The sequence below is a fragment of the Thiohalophilus sp. genome (assembly GCF_046483665.1).
Taxonomy (GTDB): Bacteria; Pseudomonadota; Gammaproteobacteria; order UBA6429; family Thiohalophilaceae; genus Thiohalophilus.
Genome location: NZ_JAWOCR010000018.1, coordinates 41,659 through 47,658, shown reverse-complemented (window position 1 = coordinate 47,658; position 6,000 = coordinate 41,659). Strand labels below are relative to the sequence as shown.

Here is a 6,000-nt window from a genome sequence, read left to right as displayed (position 1 = left end):
CGGGTAATCGCCGACCACATAATTGGCCCGCATGGCGCCGCCGACGGTCAGATTACCAAACTGGATTTTATCGCTGGCCGTGGCCTGGGTTAATGGGATACTAAACAGTAAAGCGAGAGTGGAACTGCCGGTAATTAGAGCACGAGAGTGGGACTGCAAAAGGGTTGTTATTTTCATGCCGGTTTCTCTCCTTGGATATAGCAACAGCTTGTTTTTGTTACCTGCCCGTTGCCGGGCAGGTTCTGTTTTCTACCAGCGATACAATCAAAGCTCCCCGCTGATCCAGTACTCGACGCGCTCTTCGTTCTCGTCGATGTATTTTGTAACGGCCTCTTCATACGAGGTTTCCTGGGCATCATTCATCGCTGACTCCAGGTCCTCAATGGGCAACTGCATGCGCGAGAAGAAGCTGGCTGCCTTGATGTTATCCTGATAGAACCCTTTGCGGGCCACGGCATGGATACGCTCGTAGCTGCCGAGTACACCTTTGGGGTCTTCCAGATAGCGTAGATCAAAAGCGCCAAACATCCAGTGCGGGCTCCAGCCGGTTACCACAATCCATTCATCGCGGCGTACAGCCCGTTTCAGTGCGGCCGTCATGCCGGCACCCGAGGAAATCTGCAACTCATAATCCAGGCCATATTCCTCGATAGCCTCTTTCGAGAGACGGGTCAGTCCGGCACCCGGGTCGATACCAGTGATAGTGCCATCCAGTTTTTCACGCACTTCCGGATTTTTCAGGTCTTCAATCGAGTTGAGCTGATCTTTGGGAATACTGTTTGGAACAACCCAGCCAAGACGCGCATGGGTGTACAACAATCCCAGATTAACCACATCGGTACAGGTCTTATCGATATAATCCTCGTGGGTACCGGGCTGCCAGGACATCAACATAATATCGATACCGCCGGATTTGAGCCCCTGGTACTGGGGCGCGATATCGGTCTGAACAAGCTCAACTTCCTGATCCATCCGCTCTTCGAGAATGCGGGTGGCCAGTTTGGTGACAAACTCGGCATCAGACCAGGCGGTCCAGCCGATCTTGAGCTTCTCCTGGGCCAGGGCGCCGCTGACGCCCAGCGTCATGATCATGACGAGGAATAGATACGATAGTTTCTTGATTGACATGCTAGCTCTCCGTTTCTTATGTAATTAATACGCAGGCATCGAGCCCGATAGGCCGATCCCTTGCCGGTATCTGATCACAATGCAATGCTTCTGTTTGTGATCAGTTTGAACCTGATTGGCGGCCATTCACCCGGCCGAGACTGAAAAACTGACGCAGTCGCTCTACCAGACTGCTGGTCGTGACTCCATGCCGACCCTGGCCGAAACTCTGGGTAATCCGATCAAGCAATATCGCCAGCAGAACTACGCCGAGTCCGCCTTCAAAACCCAGCCCGACATCCAGACGTTGAATCCCGGTCAGCACCGTGTTGCCCAGCCCCCCGGCGCCAATCATCGAGGCGATGACCACCATGGACAATGCCAGCATGATCGTCTGGTTGACACCGGCCATGATGGAAGGCATAGCCAGCGGCAGTTGCACCTTGAGCAGCAGCTGGCGACTGGTACAGCCAAATGCCAGGCCGGCCTCGACGTTTTCCTGACTGACCTGACGAATCCCCAGGTTGGTCAGCCTGACGGCCGGCGGCATGGCAAATATAAGTGTAGCAATCGAGCCCGGGACCTTGCCCAGTCCAAAAAATATAGCAGCTGGAATCAGATAAACAAACGGCGGCATGGTCTGCATCAAGTCCAGAACCGGCCGCACGACAGCTTCCACGCTTTCACTGCGCGCCATGGCGATGCCGATGGGAATGCCAATCAGCAGCGCCAGCAGGCTGGAGCCGATAACCAGGGCCAGGGTGGAGACGGTCTCGTCCCAGATACCCATACCGTATATAAGCACTACCGCGAGAATCGCAAACAGGCCAAATTTCCAGCTTACCCGCCACGCCGCCAGCGCAATGATGATGACTGACAGAACCAGGGGAGGTACCGCCAGAAGACCATCCTCAAAGGTATCGACCAGCAAGCCGACAATATCAGCGAACCCATCCAGCAAACCGGTCAAATTGGTTTGAATCCAGTTAACCCCGTTCTCGACCCAGTCACCAATCGGGATATCGAAATCGATTATTTGTTTATCCGCCATGGTTCAACCCGCCCTGTTAAAGGTTTTCAGAAGAATATTCTTGTCGATAACTCCCAGATAGTGGTCAGATTCATCCACCACCGGGACCGGGTAACCCTCTTCGACAACCCGTCTTAATACCTCTTCCAGCTCCATTTCCGCTGGCGCTGACTCCCCCGCGGTGAGGAATGCTTCATCCCAATCCTGATCGTTTTCTGTGGCGCGGATCAGGCAGTTGACACTGACCATACCACTATAATGCTGGTCATTATCCACGACCACGGCCAGGTGACGGTCGTCGTCACGCATCTGGCTCAGGGCATCACGCACACTCGTCTCGGAGCGCTTGAACAGGGCAACGGATTTTTTCTCGGCGATGTCACCGGCATTGAATACCTTGCTGACATCCACACCATAAAAAAAGGAGCGTACATATTCATTGGCCGGGTTGGTAACAATCTCCTGCGGCGTCCCGATTTGTACAATCGCACCGCCATCCATGATAGCGATACGATCGCCGATCCGGATTGCCTCGTCGAGATCATGAGAGATGAAGACAATGGTATGTGCCTCGGTTTGTTGCAGTCGAACCAGCTCGTCCTGCATTTCGGTTCGGATCAACGGGTCCAGGGCCGAGAAAGCCTCATCCATCAGAAGTATGGACGCATTGGTGGCCAGTGCACGCGCCAGACCAACACGTTGCTTCATGCCACCGGATAGCTCATCGGGATAACTGTCCGCATTGGCCTCGAGTCCCACGGTCGACAGTGCCTTCAGGGCGTGCTCCCGCTGCTCCTGTTTCTCCATGCCGCCGACATCCAGACCAAAAGCGGCATTTTCCGCGACCGTTTTATGCGGCATGAGTGCAAAAGACTGAAACACCATGCTCATGCTCTCCCGCCGCATGCGGATGAGCTCTTTTTTGTTCATGGCGGTGATATCGCGGCCATCCAGCAGAACACGGCCCCGCGTCGGTTCTATCAAACGGTTTAACAGACGCACCAGTGTGGACTTGCCGGAACCGGAAAGCCCCATGACCACGAACACCTCACCGTCACGAATCGAAAAATCGGCATTCTGTACGCCGACAGTCGTGCGGGTGCGCTCGAAAATTTCGTCCTTGGACAACCCCTGCTCCAGCAGGCGCAGAGCCTCGTCGGGTTCGGGACCAAATATTTTGTAAAGATTTTCGACAACGAGCTTGTCTTGCGGATCATCACTACTGATGGCGGCCATTCGACTCTCTCCCGGAGTTTATTAGCGCAGTATTTACCATGTGTTGCGGTGATACCGTTCGGTATATCAGGACAATCAAATCAGGAATCAGTGAACGTCAGAGGTGTACAACGACGCCCGGTATATTCCCCGCTAATAACGTCGACAATCAATCGCCAAGTTATTGTTTTGGATATTTAAACCTTACGCATGCTTATGCCAGCTGTCAACTCGCATCCCCACGGAGAGAACTGTTCTGGCATCTATCCTGCAGGGTATCGTCATGTCGATGCCGAAGAGATTCACGGCCCGGGTCCGGGCACCGAACAAGTCATCCGGATATCGGGGGATTAACTCAGCAGTCTGGATCATGGAGCAAGACTACGCCGCCCGGATTTACCGGGACATGTGAATCCGCTTCGCTTTTCCCTGGGTGGCATGTTCGAATATCGGAGACCTTATATTCAGAAATCGAAAGGGGGCAAAAAGAAACAGCATTTTTACATTAACCGACGAGTCATATGCAATCTGACGTCAGCTTCTTCGGTGAGAGCATGAAACAGGTGATGAGGACCGGTTGCGGCGTCGATTTTGCTTTGAAGATCGCCGCGAACTTCGGCATAGTAATCGAGTAATTTGCGATCGAAACGGTACAATGCCCGGGTTAACGGATCCTTGCGTTGCCGGGCCATGATTTTCTCCATCCCATCCCGGTACAGCTCCCCCAGGCAGATGTGTACGGCATTGAACAGCGTTACCCAGCCGTTGAACCACAGCATCATATCGATATCGAACGATTCCCCCTGTGGTGGACCCTGTGTAAGTATCTGCTGCAGCAGATCCTTTTCCTTTACTATCTCCCACTCCTCCAGTAGCGCAGCGCGCCCGTAACCGTCGATAGTCGAACTGGTCAGCAATACCGGGCTGCCCGGGTATTTGTCGAGCACAAACGTCGCATCCTTCAACACCTGTTGTGGCTGCTGTGGGGATTTGGGATTGCGTTTCAGACGCGGCGAGGTTTTCACATCCAGCACCTGTACCTGATGACCGCGTTTATCCAGTTCCTGCGCCAGGCGTGCAAACACCCCTTTTTGCAATACGTCCCGGGAGAAATTCAGGGTCGTCTGCTTGTGCAACAGGGCCAGCTGGATTTGTTCGGAATAACATGGATAGGCTTCGACGATATTGGCGATCTTGGCCACGGGGATACGCTCGGCCAGCAGACCCTGCTTATCAACATAAACCTCGTTATGAAACTCGTCGAAGCTGATCTGCAACAACACTCTTGCAGTGGCCCAGGTCTTCGGGCGGGAATCGATGGCCTGTGCCATCTTGCCCAGCACTTCATGGGTAATTTCGCGGCTGTCGGCAAAGTCGCCATTGAGCAGCAGAGCAAAGTTCTTGATATGCCGCATACGGCGGATGGCCGCGTAAAAATGATCCAGCTGGCGGGTCAGATCACCACCGGTAAACAACACGCTGTCAGTGTGTTGATCCACCAGGTCGAAGACATGATTCGGGTCTTCATTCTTGCCCCGCGGGGGACGCCAGGTGAACATGCAATGCCGGCAGGTCTGAGGACAGCCCATGGCAGGGATAATTCCCATCTTCTCGTAACGCGACGTCACCCCTTGCAGTTCATCCGGCAGAGCGTCCACCAGAGCGAGCCGCTCTTCATCCTCCGGGCCGAGCATGCCCTCGTAGCGCTCGCGTTCCTCGCGCGCTACATTTTTGAACTCGACCATGTAGGTTTGGGTGAACAGTCCCAGGCCCTGCCACAGGGAAAGGATGTCCTGAACCAATTGCCCGGTATTCCCGTTCGCGGCTGCCAGCAGGGACTGAAACTCCTGCCATTGTTTCTGGCCTTTGGCCGGATGTTCGCGCCAGTGCTGGACATAACCGCTGACGAATTGCTCGGCACTGTCGCAAAGCAGCAGCTCCATGAGAAAACCAAAGCGGGGACCGCGGAAGGTCTCCAGCACCTGCGAGCGGTAATTCTCGTGGACATTGTGTCGCAACCAGTGCCAGGCATAGAGATAGGCCAGGGGAAAAGCGAGCTCGGCGGCCCGGGCTTGCCCGGCCAGCATCTGACGCATAGCGCCACCGGTGGTGAGCCGGTTAACCTCGTCCTTGAAGCGCTGGCGCATCGTGGTCAGATATACGGGTAACAGATTCGCCTGATTCGCCACCCAGACGGCCTTCCCCTTGCCACTGACCACGGCAACACCTTCCACCCCCTTGTGTTCGTCTGTTCTACCACGCACTGACGCCATGCAATATCCTGTCGATTCGCGACTCGTAAATGATTAATTATACATACAACTTTCGCCGGGCTTTTGACACGCACTATTTAGTAACACGATCAGACGAAATAGGGTGCCTGCTGATCAGCTATAGTGCATGCCGCCAGTTTACATGGGTAGTAAATTACCGCCCCCCACACAAGAGATCCCGCAGAAATAATACGGCATAAAAACGGGTTTCCCTGACTATAAAATGTACCGTTCCTGAAATAGCAATCGTCCGACCCCGCTATGACAATAGTTATCCTCGCCCCCATCTCACAACTTGTTTGAATTCCCAAATGATAATGAGACGCGTTTTTTTAAAATAAATCTATCTATATAATTAATCGAGTATTGGCGACA

4 protein-coding genes are annotated in these 6,000 nt (G+C 53.8%); all 4 read right to left on the bottom strand.

What is annotated here, in order from left to right; translation table 11 throughout:
• Positions 1–264: 264 nt before the first annotated feature.
• The 4 genes from R6U90_RS05025 to R6U90_RS05010 all read right to left on the bottom strand — a co-directional run bounded on the left by R6U90_RS05025 (position 265) and on the right by R6U90_RS05010 (position 5,616).
• Entirely contained in the window at positions 265–1,128 is an 864-nt protein-coding gene (locus R6U90_RS05025; RefSeq protein WP_410351579.1) for a glycine betaine ABC transporter substrate-binding protein, read from the bottom strand.
• Positions 1,129–1,228: 100 nt separating this feature from the next.
• Complete coding sequence (locus tag R6U90_RS05020) at positions 1,229–2,140, bottom strand: ABC transporter permease (protein WP_410351581.1); 912 nt, start codon at positions 2,138–2,140, stop codon at positions 1,229–1,231.
• 21 nt (positions 2,141–2,161) lie between these two features.
• The gene (gene proV, locus R6U90_RS05015) at positions 2,162–3,373 is read right to left on the bottom strand and encodes a glycine betaine/L-proline ABC transporter ATP-binding protein ProV (protein WP_410351578.1); all 1,212 of its coding nucleotides are present in this window, start codon (positions 3,371–3,373) and stop codon (positions 2,162–2,164) included.
• 479 nt (positions 3,374–3,852) lie between these two features.
• A complete protein-coding gene (locus R6U90_RS05010; RefSeq protein ID WP_410351577.1) occupies positions 3,853–5,616 on the bottom strand; it encodes a radical SAM protein in 1,764 nt (587 codons plus the stop codon).
• Positions 5,617–6,000 lie beyond the last annotated feature (384 nt).